A 24,554-nucleotide genomic window follows, 5' to 3' on the forward strand; every position below is an offset into this window, starting at 1 on the left:
GAGCGAAGTCACAGTCCGAACTCCTCACGGATTTTTGCGCTGTGCTCGCCGACGAGCGGCGCCGCCCGCTCGACCTTGGCGCGAACGCCGTCGATCCTGAGCGGCGAGCGGGTGGTGTCGATCGAGACGCCGTCCTGGYGCGTCACGGTCTGCAGCAGGTCGAGCGCCTTGAAGCCGTCACTTTCCAGCAACTCCTGCCAGTTCAGCACCTTCGCGCACCAGATGTCGGCGGGCTCGAGGACCGCCAGCCACTCGTCGACCGATTTCTGCGCGATGCGCTGCGCGATGATCGCCTTGATCTCGTCGCGCGCGGTGAACCAAGTCGCCGGCTGGTCGCGGTAGGGCGCCAACGCCTCGATCTCGAGCAGGTCGGCGAGCTTCGGGATCGGCGTCATGGCGATCGCCAGGAAACCGTCCTTGGCCGGATAGACGCCGTAGGGCGCTGCCAGATAGGCGTGGGCGCTGCGGAAGGACGAGCGGCGCGGCAGCCGCCGTCCGTCGTTGAGGTGAGTCGTCAGGACCTCGAACTGGAAATCGATCAGCGCCTCGAACAGGCTGGTCTCGACATGGYCGCCTTCACCGGTGATGCCGCGCCGGACCAGGGCGGCAAGGATGCCTTGCGCGCAGGCCRCCCCCGCCAGCATGTCGGCGACTGCCAGGCCAAAGGGCACCGGCCCCTGATCCTCGTCGCCGTTCAGCCACATCACGCCGGAGCGCGCTTGGGCAAGCAGGTCCTGGCCCGGCCGTTTCACCCAGGGGCCTTCCTCGCCATAGCCGCTGATCGAGGCATAGACTAGGCGCGGGTTGAGCGAGCGCACATGCTCATAGTCGAGGCCAAGCCGCTCGATGACGCCGGGCCGGAAGTTCTGGATCAGCACGTCGGCTTTGGYAAGCAGCCCGCGCAGCGCTTTCAGGTCGTCCTCGTTCTTCAAGTCGATGGCAAAACTTTCCTTGGCCCGGTTGATGGCGTGGAAGATGGTGGAATCGCCGCCGATCTCGGTGTCGCTGAGATAGAGCCTGCGCGAAARGTCGCCGCCATCGGGGCGCTCGATCTTGATGACGCGGGCGCCAAGGTCGAGAAGCCTCAGCGAGCAGTAGGGTCCCGAYAGGAACTGGCTCATGTCGACAACGACAAGGCCGGACAGCGGCAGGTCGGCAGCCATGATCACTTCTCCGTCTTGCCGGCGAAGTCGGCCGGGTTCTTGTATTTCACCGTCTGCAGATGTTCGCAGTAGAGCACCAGCTCGCCTTCGCCCTTGAACACTTCGTAGCTAGCGCGGATCAGCCCCATGTCGCGGTAGCGAGGCTTTTTCTCCATATTGGTGCGGACCGAATAAATGGTGTCGCCGATGAAGACCGGCTTGATGAAGCGCAGCTTGTCGTAGCCGTAGGAAAAGGCGTTGACGCAATTCGTGGCGACGAGGCCAAGCCCGGCGGAGAAGACGAACGCGCCCGCCACAAGGCGCCTGCCGAAAATGCCTTCGCGCTCGGCAAACATCTGGTCCTGCACATAAGGATGGATGTCGAGCACCAAGGCGTTGAAGAGGTGGCTGTCGCCTTCAGCCATGGTGCGCCGGAGCGAGCGGATCTTCTGGCCGACGGGCCAATCCTCATAGAACCAGTTTTCGGCGTTCCACACCGGCAGCTCGGCATGATCGGCTGGCATGTCGGAGGGTCGTGTCGAGGCGACGCCGACGGTGGGCGGGAAGCTGGTCATGATCCTGTTCATCCGTTGCCTGAGAATAGTTCGCGCCGTCCGGTCAAGGCCGGAGCGGGAGCCGCGATCGATCCTCCCCAATCTTCTCTTGTGAAGATTATATTCATGTATGAGTTTTCAGCACAAGCGGGCCAGGCAGAAATTTTGTTCGATCGTCAAGCCAGGACCGCGAGCGTGCGCCAAGTACGTCATCGGCCTGCCGCTTGCCACCAGCCTACCGCCGACTTACGGCCGTCGCGGTGAATCCGGTTGCGCCGGGCTGGTTCGCGACGGCGCAGGCCGGAAGGCTGGCAGYAACTCCAGGWAGAGCACTGGCATACCTTCTGCCTGGAAATGYCCGATTCAACGCTTCTACAACCTTGAACTACCTGGGGTGCAATTCATGTCAAATGCAGGTTGCATTGAAGGATAAATAGATCTTTTCGCTCGCATCGAAGCATCCAATAAAATTGCTTCCGGGATCGGTGCGTTTTGTTAACTGTCGACCGCGAGTATAGTGTCGGTACTGATCATATTTGGTTTCTCTTATATTTGAGTTGGCGATGGCGGTTCTCGGCGCATTCCCTCCCGGTGTCGGCTGTCGCCCCTTCGATGAGGCCGACTGGGAAGGTGTGGCGGATTGCCTGCACAGGGGCTTCCCGGAACGCAGCCGCGGCTATTGGATCGAGGCGCTGACGCGCCTGTCGCGGCGACCCTCGATCGCCGATTTCCCACGCTATGGTTTTGTCCTCGAGAAATCGGGCAGTATCGTCGGCGCCGTGCTTACTCTTTATGCCAGGCACAGGAGTCTGGAAGTCGACGAAATCCGCTRCAATCTCTCCAGCTGGTCCGTCGACGCCGAGTTCCGTCCCTATGCCAGCAAGATGATCGCGACAGTCATCTCGCGAAAGGACGTGGTCTACACCAATATTTCCCCATCGCCCGGAACGCTGAAGCTCAACAAGGCGTTCGGTTTTCGCCTGTTTTCCGGCGGACAGGTCGCCTTCCTTCCCGTGCTGAACGCGATGCCGCGCCCGGACCGCGTGCTGGAAGCCCGTGCGGACCTCGCCGAAATGGCTGAGCTCACCGACAATGAACGATACATACTGCTCGAGCATGCGGCGCTCGGCTGTTTTTCGCTGATCTGCGTTTGCGACGGTTTGGCGTTGCCGCTTGTGCTGAAGCCGCGGCGGATTTTGCGCGGTCTCATCCCGTGCTGCCAGGTCGTCTACTGYCGCTCTCACGCCGACCTGGTCCGCTGTGCAGGGGCCGTGGGGCGCTTTCTCCTGCGGCGCGGACAATTGCTTTGCCTTGTCGATGCCATGGGCCCGGTTGCCGGTCTCTCGGGAAGGTATTTTGCGAAGAAGGGGCTGAAATATTTCAAGGGCCCGAAATCGCCCTCGCCGGGAGACCTGACATTCACCGAGATGGTGCTGTTCGGCTCCTGAACGACGTCGAGGAAACGGCTGATCCTCGGAATCAGCCCGGCGCCCCGGCCCTTGCCGCCGCGGCCGCGCGCCAGCGTGTCCCGAGCGAAATTCCCACAAGCAGCAGGCAGAAGGCGAGAGCAAGAGGGGAATAGAACGCCTCCTCCTGCAGCACGGCATTGGCCGAGATGGTGGCGATGCCGACAAAGCCGAACAGGAAGTCCGGGTCGCCGGTTTYGATGAGCTGCCGGCGCAGCGCCGCCAACAGCGCCGCCAGGAAACCGAAGAACACCAGGCTGCCTATTCCCATTTGATAGAGCATCACGCCAACCRCGCTCTCGACGGGAACGGAGGCGACGCCCTCGGCCTGGGCGGTTTGCCAGTTGAGATTGATGCTGGTGCTCGACAGGTTGCCGCCGAGCCCCAGTCCCTGCCCGAGCGGGTCGGCCAGGAAGCCGCGCATGCCGGCGATCAGGCCGAGGACGTGATAGTCGCCATGGGTTGCGCCGTAACCGATCGCTGCGATGGTCCAGACCACGGCCAGGGCGATGACCGCCGCAAGCGCCAGTCCGGCGCGGGACGGGCTGTAGATCAGCCGTACGGCAAGCGCGACGAGCAGCATGAATGTCGCTCCCTTCGAACCGATGACGAGGAGGAGCGGCAAGGCTGCGATGGGCACCAGCCAGCGACCCTTGAACAGCAGCCAGGCYGAGATGATGCCAAGGCCATAGGCATAGCTGATCGGATGGAAGTTCGGGCCGCCGATGCGGAAGACGCTCGGCAGGATGTCGTTGAACAGCGGCGTGTTGAAGAAGGTCGTGGTCATCACGTCTTCGATCCCGCGGAAGACGAAACCCGTTTCCTGGAGCGCCTTTTCCCACACGCCGGTCTCGATCTGCCGCGCTATGCTGCGCTCGACGTAAAGGTCGCCATGGAACAGACCGAGGAAATTCATCGTGAAGGTCAGTTCAGCATAGCCATAGACGACCGCGCCGGCGCCGAGCCAGAGCATGCTCTTGCGCAGGTCGACCGGATAAAGGCTGGCGGCGAGCACCGCGACGTGAAAGCAGGCGAGCGGCGTGATCGTATTGCGGAAATAGACCACGGCGTCCTTGGCGCCGCCATGAACGACGCCGAGGGCGAAGTAGAAACTAACCGTGCCGCACAGCGCAATGCTCAGCAGCAGCCATGGGCGCAATTCGGTCAGGGCGCGGACGCGGTACTGAAACGAGGCGGCCAGGAAAATGCAAAACGCGGTCATCAGTATGATGAAGTTCGTGCCGCGCAGCGCGTCGAACGTGTCGTTGTCGGGAATGTAGGGGGTGAACCAGGCGACCACGAGGTTCTGGTAGAGGAAGGCGCAAATGATCAAAACAGGGACGCCTGAAGGCATCGCGTTCGCAATGATCAGCGTCAGCACGAAGGTCGCGGCAATCCCGAACGGAGTCCAGACGGCAAAGGCGGAGACGGCAAGCGCAACGACGAGCAGGGCCGTGCCGACATGCAGCAGCGCCTCTGGCGTGTCGCGACCCGGTGCGCCCGACCTGACCGGCGAATAGACCTGCGTCGTGCTCATCGCCGGCCCGCTCCGTTCACTACCTGCCGAGGCAAGGATTTATGGCGGTAGTTGTCCATGTCGGTCCTCGCTCAACTTCCGAGAAGCGCTGCGATCATGGAGCCGTCGAACCCTTCGGCGCTCTGCCTGTTCTTGATGAAGCCAAAGCCCTGATCGAGTTCCCAATAGGTCCATGCCACATGGTTCGCTTCAGCCGCTTTGCGCACAGCGCGCGCCCAGGCCGCGCGGCTTTGGGGATCCACGCAGAAGTTGAGYACGCCGAATTCGTTCAGCATAACCGGGCAGTCATGCGTCGCGGACCAGCGTCCAAGACCGGCGAAATCCGCCGCGATCCGCGTTTCCGTCCAAGGGGCCGACAGTTCATCCTCGACGAGGCTCRCTGCCTCTTCATCGCCCGCCGCGCGCAGCTTGGAGAGCAGCCGACTCACCGGCGCCATTTCCTTTGCCGCGGGAAAGGGCAGGTTCGCGATACGGGCAAGCGGCGACGCGTCCCAGTTCTCGCACTGATGGGTGAATGCCATGGGCGCGTAATAGTGAACAGCGGCAATCTGATTGTCGTCGGCGAGCGGCGGGGTGTCGGCGATTTCCCAGATGCCCTGGAACCGCGCTGGTCCCCAGACCAGCGTGTGGAGCGGACAGCTTGCTCTGAGCGTTGCGGCGATCTGCTCCCGCAGCGCCAGCCATTTGGTCCGTTCCATGGGCGGCTCGTTCAGCAGCTCCGGATAGACCCAATCCGCCGGCAGGTCCGCGACGACGACACGAAGCGCCGTCCAGCCCTGAAGGACGCGTGCGCCCGCTGCCGCAGGATCAGTGCGGAAAGCCTCAACCAGCTCGCCCGAGGGATGCATGTCGAGGAGGACCGAAAAGCCCAGCCCGACGACATCCCTGACCCCGTTTTGGATGCGGCGAAGCCTGCCCGTGTCCCCGGTTGAGAGGAGATCGCCGTTGACGGGCAGCCGGATCGTCTCGAATCCCGCCTGGCGCAGCTTTTCAAGCGTGGCCGTGGCGGGCGCAAGCCCGCCGTTGCGGTCGAACCATCCGGGGAGGTTGAAGCCGCGCGAGGGAACACGTTCGCCGGCCGTCGCCAGCGCTGCGGATTTCGGAAGAGGAGAGGTGGCGAAAAGAGCTCCCGCGGCAAGCGCCAGCGCATGCCGCCGCGACAGCCTGGGTGGCGATGTCATCGGCCCACCGTCTCCACGGCCTACCCCCTGGCGGCAGCGCCGCGGCGCCATTCGCCGACCTCTTGAAGACCGGCAATCGTACCGGCCGGCCGCGCGCTGTCCGGCGCGACGACAAGAGTGGCGCTGCGGCCGATCTGGCCGGCGCCGAATTGCTGCGCAAGCAGCCTCGCGGCCTCCGAAGGCTGCTCGGACGGGCCGAGCGCGACAAGCGCAAGATCGGCTTTGGCGAAGAGTTCCGGATTCCAGCCGTTCTCGTTGAAGGAAGGCGCGATCACCAGGACGAAATCGAAGGCGCTGCCGGCCTCGGCCAGAATGCTGCGGAACGTGTTGCGGTCCGGCGCGCCGGGACCCTTCTCCGCCACGGAGCTGCACACGACCGTCCGCAGACCGGTCGCGCCGTCGATGAACAAGCCAGCTCCGCTCGTCATCGACTCAGACAGCTGATCGCCGATTTCCACCATCAGCACGTTCTGGTCGGCGCGCTGCACGCCGATCCCCAGCATCGCCCCCGCAACCCTTGCCTCAAAGCTGCTGCGGATCGAGGACACGAGGATCACGAAGGGCTTGCCGTGGTCGTCGAGGTGCAGAACCATCTGCCGCATGATCTTCAGGACGTCGAGCGAAAGCGTTTCGCCTCCCGTCTGGAACAGCTGCTTYCTGATCGCCTTGATGCTGGAATAGGCGGTCCCGCCGGCGACGCCGGGCAGGCGGTATTCGCCGAAATTGGCCGGCATCGGCAACGGCCGGGGGGTGACGGGCGCGCTCTCCTTGCGATCCGCGACCGGTTCGGGCGCGACATCGCTCGGCGCTAGCGGTTCGTCTTCCGGCTGCGGGATAGGCCCAAGCGCCAAGGCGAGGCCGCATCCGGCGAGCAGCCCCAGAACGGCGCTCACCAGAAGCAGCAGAACCGGCTTCGGCCATGTCGGCTGCACAGGCGGCGAGGCCGCGCCGATCTTGCGCGCCTCGGAGGTCTGCGCACCCTGCATCTGGGAGGTTTCCTGCGCGCGCTTGAGGAAGTCGTCGAGCACGGCGCGCGCGGCCTGCGCCTTGGATTCCAGCTGCCGCAGCTGTACCTGGGCGATGTTCGAGTTCGTCGACTGCTGGCGCAGGGCTTCCTGCTTGTCCTGCAGCTTCTGGACGTTCTGCACGGCAAGATCGTAGTTGGCCTTCAGCTGCTGCCTTATCCGGTCGGCTTCGGCCGCCATCAGACGCTTCATCCCATCCAGTTCGGATTGAAGCCGCCCGATAGTCGGGTGACGCGGCCCGTACATGGTTTGTAGGCTCGCAAGTTCAGCGGCGCGCTGGTTGTAGTCGTCGCGCAATTTGATGGCAGAGGTGGAGCTAAGAATGTCGGCAAGCCTGGCAAGCCCGGCCGGCGAATTGCCTGCCGCCAGCGCCTGGTTGTACCGGTCCTTGGCCTGATCGGCGTCGCCCTGGGCGGCTATCAACTGGCTCGTAAGCTGATCGAGCTGCGACTGCAGCGTGCCGCCATCCGTCGAATTGACGATGTTGTGCTTTGCCTTGAAATCCTCGACTGCGCGCTCGGCATCGCTGACGTCCTTCTGCAGGCCAGAGATCCTGTCCGTCAGCAACGTATTGACGTCACTGTTGGCGGTTTCGCGCTCTCCCACCAGGCCTGCCCGGTACTGGTCGACGATGGCGTTGGCGATGCRCGCGGCCTTTTCGGGGGAGGGGGACGTGAAGCTGACATTGATGACGTAGGTAAGCCCTTCGCGCTCCACCGACACCTTGCTCTGGAAGCGCTTGAAGGCGGCATCCTGCGCCGAGGTCGCRCCGGCTCCGAACGGCGACAACAGGCGCGACATCAGGCCGGTTCCGGCAAATTCCGGATCRCTGTCGAGCTTCTGACTTTTGAAGACCGAGCCCAGCAGGTCAGGCGATTGAATGACGAAGACCTGGCTGGCGATGGCGGCGCTGTCGGACCCGATGCCCGGGAGCACGTTGTTGAAATTGGTCGCGCGCGTATCGCGTGGGTCAATCAGTATCGAGGCAGTTGCCGTGTAGCTCGGCTTGGTCACTGCAAGATAGGAGAGCGCCAGCAGCAATGTCGCGCCGGCGATGGCTAACACCATCACGCGACGCGCCCACAGGATGGCCCACACGGCACCTATGTCGAACAGCGGCGGAAGAGTGCGCTCGTCGATCCTGGCTGGCTTCATCATTTCCCTCGTGCGGAGCCGCGGCGTCACGACCTCACTCTTCTCCACATTATTAAGGATTATCGTTAGCCATCCGTTAAGGGTGGTGCGGCGACCATGCGATCCGTGCCGAGCGACGACGGTAACCATGCGCAGTGATCGCTCTGGCGCAGATGCGGGCTTTCGCTCTATTCAGGGCCGGGTTTTTGAGCGGCGGCGCGCAGGCCAAGGGACAAGCCACAGCCGGTCGTCTCGGGAGGCGAAGTTGGACGACAACAAAGGTAGCCGCGAAGCTGGCCTGGCCGGGCAGGCCAGCTCGGCATCCGACATGCGCATGTCGATCGCGGCCCTTGCCAGGAGCGGCGCCGTCGCCGGCATCATCAAGCTCGCCAGCGCGGGCCTTTCCTTCCTCGTGTTCGTGGCCGTGGCAATGGTGACGGACGWACGCCAGTTCGGCCTTTACAGCGCGACCTATGCCGGTGCGAGCCTGGTCTCCTTCTTCGCATCGGTCGGCCAGCAGAGCACCGTGCTCAGGTTCTGGCCTCAGTATGYGGGGCTGGGCGATCTCGCCTCCGCTCACGGACTGATGGCGCGCGCCATCCTCGTGGCCCTGGYAGGGCTTGTCGCCACCAGCCTGCTCGTCATCGTGGTGGGATTCCTGCCATTCGTCGGCAGGGGAGCACCCGAGTGGCTGCCGCTGTGCGTGGCGGCCGCGGTGCTGTCCTTCTCGCTGGGCTGGTCGGAATTCACTTCCGGCGCCTTCCGGGCCAAGAACGCGCTGATATCCGGACTGCTGCCGCGGGACATCGTCTGGCGCGCGGCGACGATCGTTGCCGTTCTCGTCCTCCATGTCCTGCATGTCACAATGAGCGCGGTGGCGGCGACATACCTGACGGCCTTGCTGCTGATCCTTTCCGTCGTTCCGCAAACGGTGGTCCTGGTGCGCGACACCGCGCGCGCCGACCGCGGCCGTCTGACGGAAGGACAAAAGCAGGAATTCAAGACCGTCACTCTCGGCCTGTGGGGCGTGACCTCGCTGCCGCCCGCTCTTGGCCAGGTCAGCACCCTGCTCGTGGCGATGATCCTGGGCCCGGAGGCGGCCGGCGCAATCTTCGTGGCGGATCGGACCACGCGTTTCGTGACCCTTGCCCTCAACGGCCTGAACCAGGCGCTGGCGCCGCAGATATCGGCCGCCTTCTACAGCGGCGACCGGGCTCACGTTCAGCGCATCACCAGTCTTGCCGCTCTCGGCGGCTCGGCCATTGCGCTATGCGTGCTGGCGACGTTCTGGATTTTCGGCAACTTCATCCTGGGCATTTTCAATCCGGCCTATGCCACGCCCACCATGAGGGCAACGCTGGTCATCTTCGGTATAGGGGCGACATTCGGCACCGCCTGTGGGCCGATCGAAGTCCTGCTGCAGCTGACCGGTCTGCAGCATGCGCTGTTCAAGGTGCTTGTCGTGGTCAACATCGTCGGACTTTGCGTGACGGCCGTGGCAACCTACTATCTTGGACCCATTGGAGCGGCGCTCAGCATTGCCGGGACCGTCGTCGCCTGGACGGGCATCGGTGTGTCGATCGCCCGGCGCAGAATCGGCATCAACCCGTCGATCCTCGGCTTGTCCCTGGACAGGATTGGTCTCGTGCCTCACCTGCTCCTGAGAGGGCGCGCGTGAAGATCGTCCAGGTGCAGACCCAGGCGGAGGCGGCGGGAGCGCAACGCATCTCCGACATGGTGGGCGAGGGACTGCGGGCGCGCGGRCACGAGGTGCGCACGGTCTTCATGTACCGGAAAACCGAAGCCTATGACCGCGATCCCAACGCGGATTTCATCGTGACGCAGCGCCCGGGAGGACTGCCCGGACAGGTCCGGGCGACCATCGGCCTGGCGCAATATCTGCGCACGGCCCGCCCCGACGCCGTCATCACCTACCAGCATTACGGCAATATCTTCGGCACGATCGGCGCCAGGCTGGCCGGCGTCAGGCACATCGTCGCAAATCAGAGCGGCGCTCCGCACAGCAGGGGCGTCATGGGTCTGCTCTCCCAGATCGACAAGCTGATGGGCATGGTCGGCCTCTACCAGGCGAATGTCGTCAATTCCGGCTGGACGGAGGCGCAATTCGATCGCTATCCGCGATCCTATCGGCGGCGCATCCGCCGCATCGATCACGGCGTTGCCGCGCCGGGCGAGGATTTCGACAAGGCGGCGGCGCGTGCCGCATTCGGCCTGCCGCAGGATGTTTGGCTAGCCGTCTCGTCCGGCCGGCTGACGCGCATGAAGAACCAGATCGCGCTGGTCGGGGCGCTCGACAAATTGCCTGAAGTCCATGTCGCGCTCGCCGGCGCTGGGCCGGAGCGCGAGGCGCTCCTTGCCTTCGCCGAAGGCCGAGGCGTGGCGAACCGCCTGCATCTGGTCGGCGAGGTTCCTCCGGCGCGCATCTTCGAATTCCTCGCGGCGGGCGATGCGTACGCGTTCCCGTCGATGACGGAGACCTTCGGCCTCGCCTGCGTCGAGGCGGCCATTTCCGGCCTGCCGGTCGTGGCGAGCAACCTCGATGTCCTGCACGAGGTGCTGACCTCGGATGACGGGGAGTCCGCTGCGCTGTTCGTCGAGGCCGACGCCGCCGGCATGGCAAGAGGTCTTGCCGACCTGTTCGCGCAGCCGGAGTTCAAGGCTAGGCTGTCGGCGGCGGGGCGGCGGCTGCGGGACAAATATTCGCCGGCCAGGATGTGCGCAGGCTACGAGGCGCTACTTCTTGCCTGAGAGCCTGTTTGGAAACTCCACTCCTACGGCCATCTGAAGGCGCTTTCTGCGCTTCCGGTGCTCACGTACTCAAGTACGCTCAGCTCCGGTTCTCGAAAAACGCCTTCATATGACTCGCAGGAGCGAGTTTCGAAACGGGCTCTGACTACTTCCGCACTGCGGCGATCCCGTCGATCACCTCCAGCCGGCCAGCCCGATTGAGCGTGTGGATCTTCGGATAGGGCCAGTCRCCCGCGGCGTCGATCGGTCGGGGCGTCGAGAGCCGCACCGTCTGCCGGTCGAGTTGCAGCAGCTCGGACAGGCCAAGCCCGCCGCCGTAGCCAAGCGTTCCATCCTGAACCGGCAGGAGGACGCGGCCCTCGCTGTTGCGGACGAAGGCTCCGCCGGGGCGGGCCATGCGATGGTCGATCAGGATCGGGTTCGCGGGATGCGGCCGCCACGGGCCGGCAAGTGCCGGAGCCGAGAAAACCACCAGCATGTCGGAAGTGCTTCCGTGGCCGTCGCGATCCGTGGCCAACAGCCAGAGCTGCCCGTCATGCTCGAGCAAGGTGGCGTCAGAAATTTCGCCTTCCACCAACACGGCTTCGGGGATCCAACCGTCCGGAAAGCCGGAGGCGCGGTAGAGCGTGAGCTTGCCGCCGGCGCTCGCCTCCGGYAGCATCCAGATCGCGCCGTCCCGCTCGAACACCTGCGGGTAGGAGAGGTGATGCGCTTCCTCCAGCACGACGCGAGGCGTACCGGGCACCCCGCTTGCATTGAACGGCACTACGGAGATGACCGCCTTGCCGGTCGCGTGCGGATAATCCTCGACGAACACGAAGGGCTGACCCTGCCACCAGAAAGGGAACGGGTCGGCATAGAAATGATCGCCCGGGTCCGGCAACACCGACCAGCCGGTCCCGAGCCTGCCTGTTTCGGCGACGCCGGGTGCATCGGTGAAGCGGTAGCCGACGCGCCAATGCGCATGGCGGAAGCGAGCGCGCCGCAGCGCTTCCCGACCCAGCCGCGGCAGCGCCGCGCCGAGATAGGCCGATGTGAACCGGGTCGAGCTTCGCTCGGTGCGGCCAAGGTCTTTAGCCACCGGCTCGCGCGGCAGCCGGTCCGTCGCGAAGGCGCGAGCGACCGACTGAACCAAGGTGACGGCTCGGGCGAACACGTCCTCGGTGCCGAGYGCCGTGGATTCGCGCTTGTCCACCATCGGCCGCGCCCGGCCCACCACCGTTTTCCTGTCGAGCACGGCCTCGATCACGGGCAGCCGCCCGGCCGCGACGGCAATCGCCGCCGAGAGATCGGCGCCAGAACCGTCGAACAGAAAGCCGATCGTCGGGACATCCGACGGTGGCGCATCGCCGGCAAGATCGAGCCTCAGCGCGGCGGGACGCTTGCCGGATCTTGCCTGGATTTGCGGCAGCGGGGCGGCGAGATTGGGTCCGCGGCGCCGGAAAAGACGTTGCTCGAACTGGAAAGCGGCCTTGGCCGCGGCTGGCCAGCTTGCCGGCCCCGGCTGATGCCGCACGGCGACATCGTGGCCGTCCGCCTGCAGCCGCTCTATAGCAACCTGCTGCCAACGGCGTGGCGCCGATTGCGGCACGATAACCTCGATCGCCAGCATGTCATTCCCGTCCGCGTTTGTCTCCCACCTGGGGTTCACACAATGAGGAGCGGAAGATTGGTCGAAAATACTTACATCGGGGTTACACGCAAAATCCGTTTTCTACTGTCATGGCGAGATTCTCGACTTGCGGTCCCAAAGCGGTTGTGGTCGTGCGTCTGACCGGCTGTGCAACGCGCCATTAGCACTTTCGGCATATACCAAGATTCCAACAATCCCGGCGATCGATCTTGACCTGGAACGCAAGACGTCGTCGATAGCGCGCTGTCTCGCCGGTTCGGATCACATGTTTGAAGTCACTGCCGAGGATGCGTTCGATTTCCGCTCGACGGAATACGCCGAGCTCTTCGCCAGCTCGGCGGCGACCRCATTTCAGCATCCCATATGGCTCGCGCAGCTGTACGAGAAGATCGTGCGGCAGAGCGCCGCCACGCCGCTGATCATCGTCGTGCGTGCGCGTGCAAGCGGAAAGCTTGCGATGGTCCTGCYGCTGGTCAGGCGCCGCTACGCGCTGCTGAAGGTGGTGGAATTCGCGGATATGCGGGTTTCCGACTATGTGTCGCCGGTCGCCGACGAGGAAACGTTCTCCCGCATCCTCGGCGATAGCGGCACCGTCGCCGCCATCCGCAAGCATCTTCGGCCCTACGATCTCCTGCGTATCGGCAAACTTGCGGACCGCTCATTGGCGATGGAACGCCTGTTCGGCATCGACAAGCGCGACAGCATGGGCATGAGCGCCTACTCCAGCAAGCTGGAGCCGACATTTGCGGGCTGGCGCGAGCACCGGCTGGACCATTCGTATCGCAAGGAGCTCGACAAGAAGTCCCGGCAGCTCAACCGCATGGGGGAGGCACGCTTCGAATGCGTAGACGGGCCGGCCGCCATCCGCACGACATTCGATGYCCTGAAGGTCTATCGCGGCAAACGATTCGACGGCAGCAATGGTCCCGCCGACCTTTTGCAACTGCCCTCCTATTTCGACTTCTACCTCGCCGTCGCCAACGAAGGATGCGGCAGTTTTGCCCGCACCTATGCGTTCTGGATGAACGGCCGGCCGATTGCCGGCGCGCTCGGGCTTGCGCATCGTGGATCGCTCCTGGTCATTCTCGGCGGCTTCGACGAGGCCGGCTACAGGAAGCAGTCGATCGGCAGCCTGATGTTCGAGCAGATCGCCCGCGACTGTATCGAGCGCGGCGACCATCACCTCGATTTCACCATCGGCGACGAGYCCTACAAGCGCATCTTCGGCGGCCGCCCCTCACCGATGTGGCAGATCTACCGGGCAGGGAGTCCGCTCGGYTATGCGGCGCATCTGACGGTGGAGAAATTGCCGGCAGCAAAGGCATTTGCCCGGCGTATCCGGGAAGCCGCGCATGGCAAGACAGCCAAGCCGGCTCCCATCATGGTGCCGCCGGCGCCCGATGAGGCCGCCGAATCGTCCTGAGATCCGAAAGATCAAAGCGCGTCGAATTGAATGCCTCACGCGCTTCGCATTGCCTGCAGCTGTGATCCCCAATTAGCCACGCGCGTTAATGCGCGGGCGCGGCCCCCGCGAATCAGCTGACGGCTTCGACGCTTGGCCGCTTCAGACCGCGCAGTCTTGCGGCAAAGCTCGGGCTCAACTTGTCGAGCTCGTGCAGGATGCGGCGCCGGCTGAAGTGGACCTGCCGGCGCGCGCGCCAGCGCAGGTCGGTGTCGATGGTCAGGCCGCGGCGGAAATTCGCGAGTTCCAGTCCGTGCTCGTCCATCGCCAGCTTCACGGGATCGTCGTAGAAGGTGGCGATCTTTGCCGCCGCCATGCCGGGCGAGGCCATCCATTGCGGCACGTGCACCATGCACAACCGTTCCACGTCGGTGAGCAGCCGGCTGACGCCCGTTCCGGCGGCCGGACAGGATGTCTGATAGGCGTCCCCGATCAGGACGACGCCGTCGCGCTTGCAATTCTCGGCAACGGTGATGTCGGTGAGCCAGCTCGAGACACGGTCGATGACCTCGAAATCGCCGAATGTGCCGACCAGTCCCGGAAGCGTCTCGATGAGCGTTTCGCGAGGACGGTCGCGCAGCGCCTTGACCCACGGGTCGTTATGCTCGCGGAAAACAAACAGATTGGCGCGAGTGACGCCTCCAGCCGGGAAAAAGTTCAGATAGTCGATCCCGTCGGAGACCCGCTCGCCGTAGTAGGTTAGCGCCGGATGCTTGAAGGCGCCTGCGCCCGCCGGCCGGACATTGAAGCCGAAAGTCAGCGATTGCCGCTGGTGGACGAACCGGCGTTCGATGCCGAGGTCGCGCCGCAGAATATCCCCCATCCCTGTGGCCAGTACGAGCAGGCGCGCCGTTACATCTTCCTGCCCGATGATCGATACACGCTGGCGCTCGGGGCCCGCCTCGACCGCGCTGACCCGGCCGGCGATGAAACGTACGGTCTCGGGCAGTTCGGCGCGCATCGCGGTGACGAGGTCGTCGTAGAAGAGGCCGTAATGGCGGGCGCGCGTGCGGTCGAGCACACGTCCCTTGCGCACGTTGACGATCTCGTCGAATGCCGCGGCGGCCGCGGAAAGACTGTCCAGCAGGCCGATCCGGCGCAGTTTTTCGATCTGGTCGCCGGCGATCTTCTCGACGCGGAATTCCCGAGGAAAAACGGCGTTGCGGTCAATCAGCGTGACGCGGTAGCCCGCCCGCCCGAGGAGGGTCGCGGCAAGGGTCCCGGAGAGCCCACCGCCGACGATGGCGATCTCGGTGTCGGTTCCCGCCGGCAGCGGATGCAGCGAATGTTCGGCTGTCACTGGGAATACCTCAAAAGAGCGTAGATGGCGCGGGGATTGGTGGTGAAATAGCGCCAGAAGAGCCGGCGCGGCTCCATCAGCATGCGCCAGAGCCACTCGAAGCCGGCCTTCTGCACCCAGAGCGGCGCGCGCCGGACCTTGCCGGCGATATGGTCGAAGAGCCCGCCGGAGGTCTTGATCAGGCCGACATTCGAGAGCCGCGAGGCAAAATCGCGGACGAAGATCTGCTCGCGCGRCACGCCGAGGCCCAGCCACAAAATGTCCGGTGCAAGCGCATTGATCTCATCGAGCTTTTTCTCAAGCGCTTCGCCGGTGAGATAGCCGTGGCTATGGCCGACGATACGCAGTCTCGGATAGCTGGCCCTGATCGCGGCCACCGCCTTGGCGTTTCCGGCTTCCGTCGACCCCAGCAGGTAGAAGGTCGCGGCCTCCTTCTCGGCGAGCCCTGCAACGTCATGGAACAGATCCGTGGTGGCCACCCGTTCCGGCAGCGGCGTGCGGCACAAAAGGCGCGAGGCGAGTACAAGCGGCTGGCCGTCGGCGAAGATCTGGTCGGCTTCACGGAAGAGTGCCGCTATCTCCGATTTCGCGCGCGCCTGGGCGATGACCTCGCCATTGGCGGAGGTGAAATAGTACGGACGGCTGCCGCGGCGATGCTGCCGCGCCGCAGCGATCATCAGGCGCGCTGCGCCTTGCCGGTCGATTACGGTGACGGGCAGCCCCCCAAGCTGCACTGTCGGCAATGCAAGCAGGTCCTGCGGGGAAGGCGCTGCTTCCAGCTTTGCCACGGCGGTCACGCTTGCGCGCCCTCTTGAAGTCTGATGGTGCAACCGGGGAAAATGAGAAGTCTCATGATTGGCAGGCGTCAGGTTCTGGCTGGGAAAGAGCGGATACGATCCGCCGCTTATAGAGCAGTCTTCTTCAAGATCTCTTTTTGTACTTCCTAAAACTTTTCGCATGGGAGAAGTCGCCCTATTCCCCGATATTCAAACTTCCCCATTCATGGATATCATAAGTAAAAAAATCAAAAAGATAAGCGCAATGTTAATAGTTAGTTAATATGAAAAATTTGATTTAAATTCGATTAGTGGTGCACCTGGAAGCTTTGATAGCCAGGCAACTTTTCGTCGACTTTGTATTGATTTACTCCAGCAAGCGTAGGCCGCAATCGCAGGGATCGGTTTTCCGGCGCCCATCCGCGTTCGGATGGGTGACGRCAAATGATTGACCTAAACTCCGGACGCCGACGCGGTCATCGCCTTATCGGCGCAGCCTGTTCCTCGGCTTGGTTACTCCGGCTTGGAACGAAGCATCGCATGCTGCTTTTCGTCGGCAATGTCGGCACCAATCATCAGCGCCACCAYGGCACAGCTTCCTTCGAAGCGGTCGATGGCGGCCGGTCTTGATGCCGGCAGGCCATGAACCGGTGGCAGTGTCGATGCGTTGTTCWTCAGCCGGGGTCGGTTTGGAACCAGCGAAGGAATGACAAATGACCGAGCATCCCAGCACCAATCGCTTGTCCGAGCAGGCACTGCACGACATCGATGCTTACTGGCGTGCCGCCAACTACCTGACGATCGGGCAGATCTACCTGCTCGATAATCCGCTGCTTCGCGAGCCCCTTCGGCTGGAGCACGTCAAGCCCAGGCTGCTCGGCCATTGGGGAACTTCGCCGGGCCTCAGTTTCATCTACGCGCATCTCAACCGTGCCATCAGACTGCGCGACGCCAACGTGATCTATATCTGCGGTCCCGGCCATGGTGGGCCTGCAATGGTGGCGAACGCCTACCTCGAAGGCACCTACAGCGAGATCAACCCGGATATCGCGCTGGATGAGGCCGGAATGAAGAAGCTCTTCCGGCAGTTCTCCTTTCCGGGCGGCATTCCAAGCCATGCGGCGCCTGATGTGCCCGGCTCGATCCATGAAGGCGGCGAGCTTGGCTACGCACTTTCGCATGCTTATGGCGCTGCCTTCGACAACCGTGATCTTGTTGTCGCCTGCATCGTCGGAGACGGCGAGGCGGAGACCGGGCCGCTCGCCACGTCCTGGCACTCCAACAAGTTCCTCAACCCGGCGCATGACGGCGCGGTGCTGCCGATCCTCCATCTCAACGGCTACAAGATCRCCAACCCCACCATTCTCGCCCGCATGCCCGAGGACKAATTGCGCGCGCTGTTCGTCGGCTATGGCTACGAACCGCTGTTTGTCGAGGGCGACGATCCGGCCTCTATGCATGAGCGGATGGCCGTGGTGCTCGACGACGCGCTGGACCGAATCGGGGCGATTCAACAGGCGGCGCGAAGCGGAGCAAAGACCGCACAGTCCCGTCCGACATGGCCAATGATCGTGCTGCGAAGCCCGAAGGGCTGGACAGGCCCCAAGGAGGTCGACGGGCTGAAGACGGAAGGATTCTGGCGGGCCCATCAGGTGCCGCTCTCCGGTCTCGCAGACAACCCCGCGCATCTGAAGATGCTGGAGGAATGGCTGCGGAGCTACCGGCCTGAAGAACTCTTCGATGCCGCGGGCTCTCCCGTGCCCACGGTCCGCGCCACCGCCCCGCAAGGCGACAGGCGCATGAGCGCCAATCCGCACGCCAATGGCGGCCTGCTGCGCCGGTCTCTCGAACTGCCCGCCCTGCATGAGCATGYGGTCCCGGTCGAGCGGCCCGGAGGCGTCAAGGCGGAGGCGACCCGCGTCATGGGCGCTTTCCTGCGCGACGTCATGGCGCTGAACCAAGGCGCCRGGAATTTCCGCATCGTTGGTCCCGACGAGACCGCTTCGAACCGGCTGCAGGATGTCTTCGAGGTGACGGAGCGCGCCTGGATGGAGAAGATCCTGCCCGAAGATGTCCATCTCGGCCGCGAAGGCAGGGTTCTGGAGGTCCTGTCCGAGCATACCTGTCAGGGCTGGCTGGAAGGCTATCTGCTTACAGGCCGGCACGGGTTCTTCTCCTGCTACGAGGCCTTCACGCACATCGTCGATTCCATGTTCAACCAGCATGCGAAATGGCTGGATGCCTGCCGTGAGTTGCCCTGGCGACGACCGATCGCCTCGCTGAACTATCTGCTGTCCAGCCACGTCTGGCAGCAGGAGCACAACGGCTTCAGCCATCAGGATCCAGGCTTCATAGATGTGGCGCTGAACAAGAAGGCGGACGTCGTGCGGGTCTACCTGCCGGCGGATGCCAACAGCCTGCTTTGTGTCACCGACCATGCGCTGCAGACATGGAACCGCATCAACGTCATCGTCGCAGGCAAAGCCAAATCCTGGCAGTGGCTGTCGATCGAAGAGGCGAAAGTTCACTGCAAGGCCGGYATCGGCATCTGGGACTGGGCCTCGACCGATCGCGAGACCGAGYCGGATGTGGTGATGGCCTGTGCCGGCGACGTGCCGACGCTCGAGACGCTGGCCGCCGTCCAAATCCTGAGAGACCATATTCCCGGACTGAGGATCAGGGTGATCAACATCGTCGACCTGATGACGCTGCAGCCGAAGGAACACCATCCGCATGGGCTGTCCGATCACGAGTTCGACGCGCTGTTCACCAGGGACAAGCCCGTCATCTTCGCCTATCACGGCTATCCATGGACCATCCATCGCCTGACCTATCGGCGGACCAACCACGAAAACTTCCATGTGCGCGGCTACAATGAGGAGGGGACGACAACCACGCCCTTCGACATGACGGTGCTGAATGGGCTCGACCGGTACCATCTCGTACTGAGCGTGCTCGACCGCATTCCCGAGCCGGCCGGCGCGCATATCCGGCTGAAGCAGGCCATGGAAGGCAAGCTGATCGAGCATCGGGCCTATATCCGTGAGCGCGGGCAGGACATGCCCGATATCCTCGACTGGAAGTGGGAGCAGCYGACTCCCAAGCGCCGGGCTGAACAGACGAGCGTCCAAAATGCGGCCGGGACCGGCAGGCCGTGACCGAGGCAATCCTCATCCTCAATGGCGGGTCCTCGAGCCTGAAGTTCGCGGTGTTTCAGAAGCGCGACGAGCTTCACCTGACGGTGCGTGGCAGCGTCTCGTCGATCGCGCACCAGCCGCGGCTGCACGTCGCGCCCACGGCGTTCTCACCCGAGATAGACAAGCACCTGGGGGACGGGCCGATCGATATTGCGAAGGCATTCGAAGCCGTGGCGTCTTTCCTCGCCGACGGCGGTCTTTTGCGCCGGATCGGCAAGGCCGGGCACCGGATCGTGCATGGCGGGCACGAATTCGCCCGGGCGACCCTGCTCGACGATCGCACGCTCGATGCCCTGCACAGGCTGGAGCCGCTCGCTCCGATCCATCAAGCGATCAACCTCGAGATCGTCCACCTGGCCAGGCAGCTTCTGCCTGAGGCTAAACAGGTCGGATGCTTCGATACGGCCTTTCACGCGACGAGGCCGGAACTCGCCAGGCTTTATGGCTTGCCGCGCGAGATGTCGGAGCAGGGCATCGTCTCCTACGGGTTCCACGGGCTCTCCTACAGCCACATCGCCGCGAGGCTCCGTGACCGCTACGGCGAAGGCGCCGGCGGCCGAACGATTGTCACTCATCTCGGCAGCGGCGCGAGCCTTTGCGCGCTGAAGGCCGGCGTAAGTCACGCCACCACCATGGGCTTTTCGACGCTCGATGGTCTTGTGATGAGCACGCGTTGCGGCGCTATCGATCCAGGTGTGCTTCTGCATCTTCTGCGGGATCGCAAGCTGTCGGCCGACGAACTGTCAACCCTGCTCTACGAGCGATCCGGCCTGCTGGGCGTGTCGGGCATTTCCGGCGACATGCAAACGCTGCTTGCGTCGCAGGAGCCGGCAGCGGCCCGCGCCGTCGATCTCTTCGTCTATCGGGTCGCACGCGAGATCGGATCGCTCGCGGCCGCGATTGGAGGGCTCGATACGCTGGTGTTTACCGCGGGCATCGGCGAGCACGCGCATCAGATCCGGCAAAGGATCAGCGAGGCCGCCGCATGGCTTGGCGTCGCTGTCGACTACGGTTTGAACCGCCGCGGCGAAGAGCGGATCAGCGCTCCGAATTCCCGCGTCGACGTTCTTGTCATTCCGGCCGACGAGGAACGCGCGGTGGCCAGCGAACTGCTCGACCTCGAAACGGCTTGATTGCCCGATGGTCATCAGCGTTGGCTGCGACGATGAGGTCCAGCAAGGCTTCGGCGAGGGGCGCCATTTCGTCTGATGCAATTGACGACGATCAATGTCGGCGAGGACTGGCCCAGCGAAGGACGGGCGCCCACGACAGGAACGGGTGCCGGGCCAACGCGTTTTCCATTCCTCGCTGCCGAGCGAGAGCTGGCCCGTCTCCGAGAAACCGGGGAAGTGTGATGAAGGCAATGGTGCTGGAAAAGCCCGGCACGCCTTTGAACCTCGTCAATCGTCCCGATCCCAGGCCGGGACCGGGCGAGATCAGGCTCAAGGTGGAGGCATGCGCGGTCTGCCGGACCGATCTGCATGTCGTGGACGGCGATCTTCCACGGCCAAAGCTGCCGCTCGTCCCGGGTCACGAAATCGTTGGCATCGTCGATCTTGTCGGTGAGGGCGTGAGCCAGTCGCGCCTGGGGCAGAGAGTGGGCGTTCCCTGGCTCGGACACACCTGCGGACATTGCCGCTATTGCAGCGCCGGCGCCGAAAATCTCTGCGACCAGCCGCTCTTTACCGGCTACACACGGGACGGCGGCTTTGCCAGCCATGCCGTTGCTGACGATAATTTTTCCTTCGCGCTCGATGCCGCGGCGGACCCCGTGTCGCTCGCGCCGTTCCTATGCGCAGGGCTGATCGGCTGGCGCTGCCTCAAGAAGGCAGGCGACGATCGGCGGCTGGGCATCTATGGCTTCGGCGCCGCCGCTCACATCATCACCCAGGTGGCGATCTGGCAGGAACGCGAGGTCTTTGCCTTCACCCGGCCGGGAGACGTTCAGGCCCAGCAATTCGCGCGCTCGTTGGGCGTTGCCTGGGCAGGCGGCTCGGATGAGTATCCGGCCGTCGAGCTCGACGCCGCGATCATTTTCGCGCCGGTCGGCGCATTGGTGCCGGCCGCGTTGCGGGCCGTCCGCAAAGGCGGCCGCGTGATCTGCGGCGGCATCCACATGAGCGACATTCCGTCGATGCCTTACAAGCTTCTCTGGGRAGAAAGAGAGTTGGTGTCGGTCGCGAACCTCACTCGCCGAGACGCGGAGGATTTCTTCCCGATCGCGCAGCGCGCACAGGTGCGCACGCATACCAAGACATATCCGCTCGAGCGGGCCAACCAGGCGCTGGACGATTTGCGCATGGGCCGATTGAGCGGAGCCGCAGTCCTGCAGCCGTGAGGGTCTGGAGCGCACGGTGGGCGTAGGCGATGGTGGCGTGCTGTCGGATCGGCCGTCACCCGGCAGTTCGTAGTTGAGCGGCCTCGTCCAGGATTGCGACGACTTCGCCGTCCGAAAGTTGAGGAAAATCGAGATAGTGCTGGCTGAGCGCCTGGAAATGCGGCGGCTGGCTGAGGCAGACAGTCCAATCCGCCTCCATGGCAAGTTCGGTCATCGTTTCAGGCGGCGCGACGGGAAGGGCTACCACGATTTCCCGCGGCGAGCGCCGTCTCAGCGCGCGAATGGCAACCTTCATCGTCGTTCCGGTGGCAGCCCCGTCGTCGACGACGACCACTGTCTTTGCGTCAACCGACGGCGATGCGCGCTCGCCGCGGTACGTCGTTCGACGCCTTTCCAGTTCCGGACGCTCCTTTGCGATCAGGTCGCGAAGCTGGTCGTCATTGAAAGAATAGGCGTCCACGACCTCCCGGTTGAGAACGATGTCCGGTGGGTCACCATCGACGATCGCCGCGACGGCCAGTTCCGGATTGTCCGGTGCCCCGACCTTGCGGACGAGGATCAGATCCAGCGGCGCCTTGAGAGCCTTGGCCACCTCGACGGCGACAGGGACGCCGCCGCGCGGCAAGGCCAGAACAACCGGATCCTGCAGCCCGCGCTTGGCAAGCTCGGCAGCGAGTTTCAGGCCGGCGTCCTTTCGATCTTGAAACATCGGTCACCCCTGCGGCCATGATTGACGGAGGGATTTACTCATCGCTTCGTGAACCGTGGGAAATGTGGCGGTCGGGAAGCTTGAACCGCCGCGATCGGCTTGTCTATGTCGACGCTCCGGCCGTAGCCGAAGCTGTTCCTGACAGAGATGACGAAGTCACGCTTCTTCGCTGCCGCCCTGGTTCGGCGGGGTTCCATCCCTTCGAAGTAAATCCCTCTGATCAGTGTTGGCAGTCGCGCAACCCAAGCAACACTGATCTTTCAATAACCGGAATGCGCTCCGTTCGTTCCAACCCGTATCTGTGGGAGTTCGTTCACCCGGATCCCCAGATCGCAAGGTCGTTTCCGCCGACATGGGCGGAGTCTGCACTACGCATGTCCTCATCCCAAAACCGCTACGCACTTTTGAGCGACATGCGTTAGATATCTTCCAGGACCAGATGACCCTCAACCATCAAGCGAAAGCGGCCACGGCAGCATTTGTCGATGGCGATGCCGGCGTTGCGCTCGCATAGGCGCCGCTGCAGCAGGACGAGGCGCGCTTCGAGGTTCTCAGCATGTTCCGGCAGGCGAAGGGCCGGATCGAGGCGCAGCTCTCGGTTGGTGAACTCGACACGACCGGTGCTCGCATGCTCGCATGCGAGCTTCCAGAGGATCGCGCCGGCGACGCCCTTGATCAGATATTCGTGGCCGACGAACACCGTATTGTCGGCGCGGTAGTGGCGGATGCGGATCTCGCGCCCGGTTGCCATTCCCGATGCCGGCCGAGGCGGCGCCTTCTCGGCCCCTTCCTCCTGTTGCAGAAGAGCGATCAGGACCGACACGTGCCCGACCATGAGCGAGAGGGCGTCCTCCTCGTCATAACCGAACTTGTTTGGCTCGGGACTCTCGGCGAAAATCACGCCGATCGTCTTGCCGTCGTGCAGAATCGGCATGGCGATCTGGCTCTGCGGCGCCTTCAGCCCAGGATAGGGAATGGCCGTATTGCGCTCCCAGTCGAGCCCGGCGGCGCGTGCCGTGTCGCGAACCGCGGTGCCATAGGAATATTCCGACGCCATGCGGCCGATGCGGATCGGCACCCCTTGCGCCGCCGCGACGCCGATCACGCCTTCGCCCAATCCAACTTCCGAGCCGATACCGGAGACCGGATAGCCGCGCGAGGCGACGGTGTAGAGCCGGTCCGACGTCCGGTCGAGCATCATCACCATGGCATGCTCGATGCCGAAATGCTGCTGCAGGCCGGCAAGCGCGGCGTCGAACAACTCGCCCAGTTCGTCGCAGCTTGCGATCTGCTCGCAGGTGCGGCGTGCGGCCGACAGGAGGTTTATGCCGATCGGCTGCGGCATCGTCGTGCTGGGAAGCGGCTCGATCTCCGCGACCCGGAAGACGTCGGAACCGAGCAGGCGAAAGACGCCCTGCATGCCGGAATGCGAGGCGATGCCGGCGAGCTTGGCGCGCATGRCCTCGAACAGCGGTCCGCTGGTCTGCGTCTCTAGATATTCGAGCGCCAGCCGGTATTGCGCATTGGTGTCGGGGTCGACGACGACCACCGATGCCCGTTTCGTCGCCAGGAGATTGCGCCGGGTCTTGTTGAAGAACTGGTAAGACAGCCCAACGCGCTCGGGATCGACATACTGGACTTGCGAGATAAGCGACACGTTGGGTGTGCCATCGGCGTCCGCGGTGGCGATCACCGACGGGACGATGCCCTCCAGGCAATTGCGGATGGCGGAAAGYCGCAGCGGCGTCACGGCTTCAACTCCGCGCCCGCACCGGGACCCGGCGTCTGCACGAATGCTGCATCGAGGCTGATATCCACCGCGACGACGATCTCGGGGTCTACCCTGCAATAGGCTTCAGCAAAGGCGGGCGGATAGCCGACAACGACCAGTTCCCGACGCAGGCCCTGGCTCTGCCGCGCTGCTTCGCGACCGTCCTCTCCGTTCATCGTGGTGACGACGGCTTGCGATCCCTTCACCTGGATCGAGCGGTGCGTGAAAGGCTGGGTGAAGGTGACTGCGATGCCGGCGCCGCGTTCCAGCATCGCCAGCAGTTCCTCGTTGCCGGGCCGGGGCAGCAGGAGCCGCATTCGACCGTCGGGCCGCATCCGGCAGCCGCAGCCCAGCCCGGCGACAGGCGCCTCGGCCGGCCGACACGCCGCGACGACGATACTGACGCCGCTTTGGCAAAAGGCCTCGAGGTCAGGCGTGAGCACGCCGGCCTTGTCTCCGTCGGCGGCGTAAGCGCGTCGCGCTGCGATCTCGAAGTCAGGCGTGTGAGGCTGGGATGCGCGTGGCATGGTTCGCCTGCCTGTCGCTCCCTCAGGTCGGTT

At 64.0% G+C, this 24,554-nt stretch carries 18 protein-coding genes; 7 read left to right on the plus strand and 11 right to left on the minus strand.

Going from position 1 to position 24,554, the window contains the following annotated elements:
* Positions 1 to 8: 8 nt before the first annotated feature.
* The gene (locus tag ORS3428_RS27655; protein ID WP_071101443.1) at positions 9 to 1,163 is read right to left on the minus strand and encodes a CaiB/BaiF CoA transferase family protein; all 1,155 of its coding nucleotides are present in this window, start codon (positions 1,161 to 1,163) and stop codon (positions 9 to 11) included.
* 2 nt (positions 1,164 to 1,165) lie between these two features.
* Entirely contained in the window at positions 1,166 to 1,717 is a 552-nt protein-coding gene (locus ORS3428_RS27660; RefSeq protein ID WP_071101494.1) for a MaoC family dehydratase, read from the minus strand.
* Positions 1,718 to 2,259: 542 nt separating this feature from the next.
* On the opposite strand from ORS3428_RS27660, the gene ORS3428_RS27665 reads away from it, so the two are divergent.
* Complete coding sequence (locus tag ORS3428_RS27665; protein WP_071101444.1) at positions 2,260 to 3,144, plus strand: hypothetical protein; 885 nt, start codon at positions 2,260 to 2,262, stop codon at positions 3,142 to 3,144.
* A 31-nt stretch (positions 3,145 to 3,175) separates the two neighbouring features.
* Here the strand turns inward: ORS3428_RS27665 and ORS3428_RS27670 are convergent, their stop codons facing one another.
* From ORS3428_RS27670 to ORS3428_RS27680, 3 genes are all read right to left on the minus strand, one after another.
* Positions 3,176 to 4,699 (minus strand): hypothetical protein, encoded by a 1,524-nt coding sequence (locus ORS3428_RS27670; RefSeq protein ID WP_071101445.1) that lies wholly within the window; start codon positions 4,697 to 4,699, stop codon positions 3,176 to 3,178.
* Positions 4,700 to 4,770: 71 nt separating this feature from the next.
* Entirely contained in the window at positions 4,771 to 5,931 is a 1,161-nt protein-coding gene (locus tag ORS3428_RS27675) for a glycoside hydrolase family 5 protein (RefSeq protein ID WP_244508118.1), read from the minus strand.
* Entirely contained in the window at positions 5,901 to 8,060 is a 2,160-nt protein-coding gene (locus ORS3428_RS27680; protein ID WP_083355316.1) for a GumC family protein, read from the minus strand. The genes ORS3428_RS27675 and ORS3428_RS27680 overlap by 31 nt, the downstream gene beginning before the upstream one ends.
* Positions 8,061 to 8,304: 244 nt before the next feature.
* Here ORS3428_RS27680 and ORS3428_RS27685 point away from each other — a divergent pair, with 244 nt between their 5' ends.
* On the plus strand, positions 8,305 to 9,717 hold the full coding sequence (locus ORS3428_RS27685; RefSeq protein ID WP_071101446.1) for a lipopolysaccharide biosynthesis protein: 1,413 nt from the start codon (positions 8,305 to 8,307) through the stop codon (positions 9,715 to 9,717).
* Positions 9,714 to 10,808 (plus strand): glycosyltransferase family 4 protein, encoded by a 1,095-nt coding sequence (locus ORS3428_RS27690; protein WP_071101447.1) that lies wholly within the window; start codon positions 9,714 to 9,716, stop codon positions 10,806 to 10,808. Before ORS3428_RS27685 ends, ORS3428_RS27690 begins: the two co-directional genes overlap by 4 nt.
* Before the next feature lie 145 nt (positions 10,809 to 10,953).
* On the opposite strand, the gene ORS3428_RS27695 is transcribed toward ORS3428_RS27690, so the two are convergent.
* On the minus strand, positions 10,954 to 12,420 hold the full coding sequence (locus ORS3428_RS27695; protein WP_071101448.1) for a glucosamine inositolphosphorylceramide transferase family protein: 1,467 nt from the start codon (positions 12,418 to 12,420) through the stop codon (positions 10,954 to 10,956).
* Positions 12,421 to 12,706: 286 nt separating this feature from the next.
* Between ORS3428_RS27695 and ORS3428_RS27700 the strand changes: the two genes are divergently transcribed.
* Positions 12,707 to 13,864: a GNAT family N-acetyltransferase gene (locus ORS3428_RS27700; RefSeq protein ID WP_071101449.1), complete on the plus strand. Its 1,158-nt coding sequence runs from the start codon at positions 12,707 to 12,709 to the stop codon at positions 13,862 to 13,864.
* A 112-nt stretch (positions 13,865 to 13,976) separates the two neighbouring features.
* On the opposite strand, the gene ORS3428_RS27705 is transcribed toward ORS3428_RS27700, so the two are convergent.
* On the minus strand, positions 13,977 to 15,203 hold the full coding sequence (locus tag ORS3428_RS27705; RefSeq protein WP_071101450.1) for an FAD-dependent oxidoreductase: 1,227 nt from the start codon (positions 15,201 to 15,203) through the stop codon (positions 13,977 to 13,979).
* A complete protein-coding gene (locus tag ORS3428_RS27710) occupies positions 15,200 to 16,000 on the minus strand; it encodes a WecB/TagA/CpsF family glycosyltransferase (protein ID WP_443136884.1) in 801 nt (266 codons plus the stop codon). The genes ORS3428_RS27705 and ORS3428_RS27710 overlap by 4 nt, the downstream gene beginning before the upstream one ends.
* Positions 16,001 to 16,692: 692 nt before the next feature.
* Here ORS3428_RS27710 and ORS3428_RS27715 point away from each other — a divergent pair.
* From ORS3428_RS27715 to ORS3428_RS27725, 3 genes are all read left to right on the plus strand, one after another.
* Entirely contained in the window at positions 16,693 to 19,137 is a 2,445-nt protein-coding gene (locus ORS3428_RS27715; RefSeq protein ID WP_244508119.1) for a phosphoketolase family protein, read from the plus strand.
* Positions 19,134 to 20,309: an acetate/propionate family kinase gene (locus ORS3428_RS27720; protein ID WP_071101451.1), complete on the plus strand. Its 1,176-nt coding sequence runs from the start codon at positions 19,134 to 19,136 to the stop codon at positions 20,307 to 20,309. Before ORS3428_RS27715 ends, ORS3428_RS27720 begins: the two co-directional genes overlap by 4 nt.
* 221 nt (positions 20,310 to 20,530) lie before the next feature.
* On the plus strand, positions 20,531 to 21,514 hold the full coding sequence (locus ORS3428_RS27725) for a zinc-dependent alcohol dehydrogenase family protein (protein ID WP_071101452.1): 984 nt from the start codon (positions 20,531 to 20,533) through the stop codon (positions 21,512 to 21,514).
* A gap of 55 nt (positions 21,515 to 21,569) precedes the next feature.
* Here the strand turns inward: ORS3428_RS27725 and ORS3428_RS27730 are convergent, their stop codons facing one another.
* From ORS3428_RS27730 to ORS3428_RS27740, 3 genes are all read right to left on the minus strand, one after another.
* Positions 21,570 to 22,223, minus strand: coding sequence for a phosphoribosyltransferase (locus ORS3428_RS27730; RefSeq protein ID WP_071101453.1), 654 nt, complete (start codon positions 22,221 to 22,223; stop codon positions 21,570 to 21,572).
* Positions 22,224 to 22,641: 418 nt separating this feature from the next.
* Positions 22,642 to 23,973, minus strand: coding sequence for a GAF domain-containing protein (locus ORS3428_RS27735; protein WP_071101454.1), 1,332 nt, complete (start codon positions 23,971 to 23,973; stop codon positions 22,642 to 22,644).
* Complete coding sequence (locus ORS3428_RS27740; protein WP_071101455.1) at positions 23,970 to 24,521, minus strand: hypothetical protein; 552 nt, start codon at positions 24,519 to 24,521, stop codon at positions 23,970 to 23,972. Before ORS3428_RS27740 ends, ORS3428_RS27735 begins: the two co-directional genes overlap by 4 nt.
* Positions 24,522 to 24,554: the final 33 nt, after the last annotated feature.

It is taken from the genome of Mesorhizobium sp. ORS 3428 (assembly GCF_001854785.1).
Lineage (GTDB): Bacteria > Pseudomonadota > Alphaproteobacteria > Rhizobiales > Rhizobiaceae > Mesorhizobium.

Excerpts from the sequence above, each read along its gene's own strand:
- ORS3428_RS27660 (WP_071101494.1), bottom strand. The coding sequence starts at position 1,717 with ATGACCAGCTTCCCGCCCACCGTCGGCGTCGCCTCGACACGACCCTCC.
- ORS3428_RS27730 (WP_071101453.1), bottom strand. The coding sequence starts at position 22,223 with ATGTTTCAAGATCGAAAGGACGCCGGCCTGAAACTCGCTGCCGAGCTT.
- ORS3428_RS27740 (WP_071101455.1), bottom strand. The coding sequence starts at position 24,521 with ATGCCACGCGCATCCCAGCCTCACACGCCTGACTTCGAGATCGCAGCG.